We start from the raw sequence: 1949 nt of genomic DNA, 5'->3' as shown, positions 1-1949 counted from the left end.
CGCCGAACCGTGACACAGAATTACGAACATTTTCAAAATGGAAAATGACGCTTAAATTGAATGAAAAACTGTCTTGACATTGGGGTCCACTATAAAACGGCTGATTTTTTATCAAGTCTTGAACTATTCGTTTTTGTTTTGTTTGCAATTGCATTTTGGCATTTGCAGCACATATATTTAATTCATTATAGAATTCTACGTAGACATTATCTTCTTTAAGAATGGATTCAAGAGCATCATGTTCGATTTGATATCTGTGAATTCCAGTCACATCAAGATAGTGAATTCGATCATCAAAAATTCTGACTCCAACTATCATATAAGTGGCTGATTCGTGATAATCTATTGCAAAGAATAGCTGAAGTTTGCATCCACACATAATTGATTTGATAGTCGGTGTAGAAAGCTTGAACAAAATTTTTTTCCCATATTTATCATTGATAAACCAATGTGATGCCTCTTCAGAAATAATTTCTTTGTATATTCTTTCTGCGTGATCCATGTTTTATTCTTGCCCAATTATTCTACAAATTCTCAATTTCATCATTTAGAAACACAACGTTTGGGTAACGGGCGGCAAGGGTTCCCAATACAGTTCATTGGAAGCACATCGTTTAAAAGTTTTTCAACCGTTAAAAAGAAGGAGACCCTTGCCGTCCGGTTCACTCGCTGGTTCGGCAACAATTTAGTGCATTTTACCAAAAATTATTTCTTGCTGGTAAATAACCTTTAGAAACCCAATACCTTCCAAACCCATGTACGCATATGATTGGAATTAGGAAATCACCAAGAAAATAAAATAGAAAAGACACTTGATTACATAAAATATTTGTTACCGTTGAAACACCACTAACAGTTCCAACAGCAATAGTAAGCTGAATAAAAGGGATTCGAGATGCAGCAAACTTCATCCCAAATAAAGCGATGATCATTAAAAAAGGAAATAACCACCCATAAATTTGATATTCTTTTCCTTGGGCATAGAAAACAAATCCGATAGTGAATAAACATTGGGCGAAACGCGTTAATAAAATTCTCTTGCTATAAAAACGTGTGTCTTGCTGTTGCATATTTTAAATTTCTTTTTTCTGTAATCCTATATTTTCAGGACTGATGCCGAACGACAAGTTAACCAGCGGCGGCCAAATAGCAGAGGCGTGCTGGAAGGTTGATGAATATTTTGACAGCACATCTTTTCAAACCGCCCCGGAAACAGCCGTTTGAGTTAAACGACAGGTTCGGTATTCCACGAATTCAATCAATTTCTAATTAGGCCTTTAGCGATTTCATATAAAGATGCTTTCTCGACGCCTTTCTCGTCGAACCATTCAAATACTATGCCCAAAACATATTTATCTGCCGCCTCGAAATATGATGCTATCTCATCAATCTCATTTATTATTTTGTTTTTATCACCATGTTCCCACATATGATCAGTTATGATTTCACTAATATCATGAACCAAACGATTTCTGAAAAAAAGAACATTGTCTAATTCTTCTGCCCAATATGGAGAAAATTTAAATTCATTACACGCTTGCTTGATTAATCGACCGAGTGTCATCTTCTTAATTTTGCTCTGTTCTGCTTCAAACACATCTTTTTGCATATGATGTGCTTCTGCCAAACGCGTCGAAAGAAGGACAACTAAGTTTCTTTCTAAGGAATGGGCAAACAATACCGCTCGACCATATGCGGCATAAATTCTAAATGTTTCAATATGATCTTTATCCATTTCTATACCGAACGGTTAGGGTAACGGGCAGCAAGGGTTTCCAGTAAAATTAATTAAAAGCACCACCGTTTCAATGTTGTTTCAATATTTAATAAAAGCCGCCCCTTGCTGTCCGGTTGACCCGCTGGTTGGACGAAGCCGCTACGCGGAGACAGCAAGCTCCCCTCTTTTAAAAATCAACACATTGTAACTTTGCCTTCTTATAGTAATATAC

Annotated in this window: 3 protein-coding genes; all 3 read right to left on the bottom strand. The window is 36.4% G+C overall.

The annotated features are described in order from the left end of the window. On the bottom strand, window positions 1-502 hold a 502-nt coding region (locus tag BLT94_RS21665; protein WP_139169114.1), incomplete at its 3' end, for a hypothetical protein. A 193-nt stretch (window positions 503-695) separates the two neighbouring features. Then, window positions 696-1070: a hypothetical protein gene (locus BLT94_RS21660; RefSeq protein WP_092238839.1), complete on the bottom strand. Its 375-nt coding sequence runs from the start codon at window positions 1068-1070 to the stop codon at window positions 696-698. Window positions 1071-1258: 188 nt separating this feature from the next. Continuing rightward, window positions 1259-1735 carry a hypothetical protein gene (locus BLT94_RS21655; RefSeq protein ID WP_092238837.1) on the bottom strand — a complete coding sequence of 159 codons (477 nt, stop codon included), beginning with the start codon at window positions 1733-1735 and terminating at the stop codon, window positions 1259-1261. Window positions 1736-1949 lie beyond the last annotated feature (214 nt).

The sequence above is a fragment of the Desulfobacula phenolica genome (assembly GCF_900105645.1).
Lineage (GTDB): Bacteria > Desulfobacterota > Desulfobacteria > Desulfobacterales > Desulfobacteraceae > Desulfobacula > Desulfobacula toluolica.
Note: the sequence above shows the minus strand (reverse complement) of the source record. Positions and strands in the feature narration are given on the sequence as shown.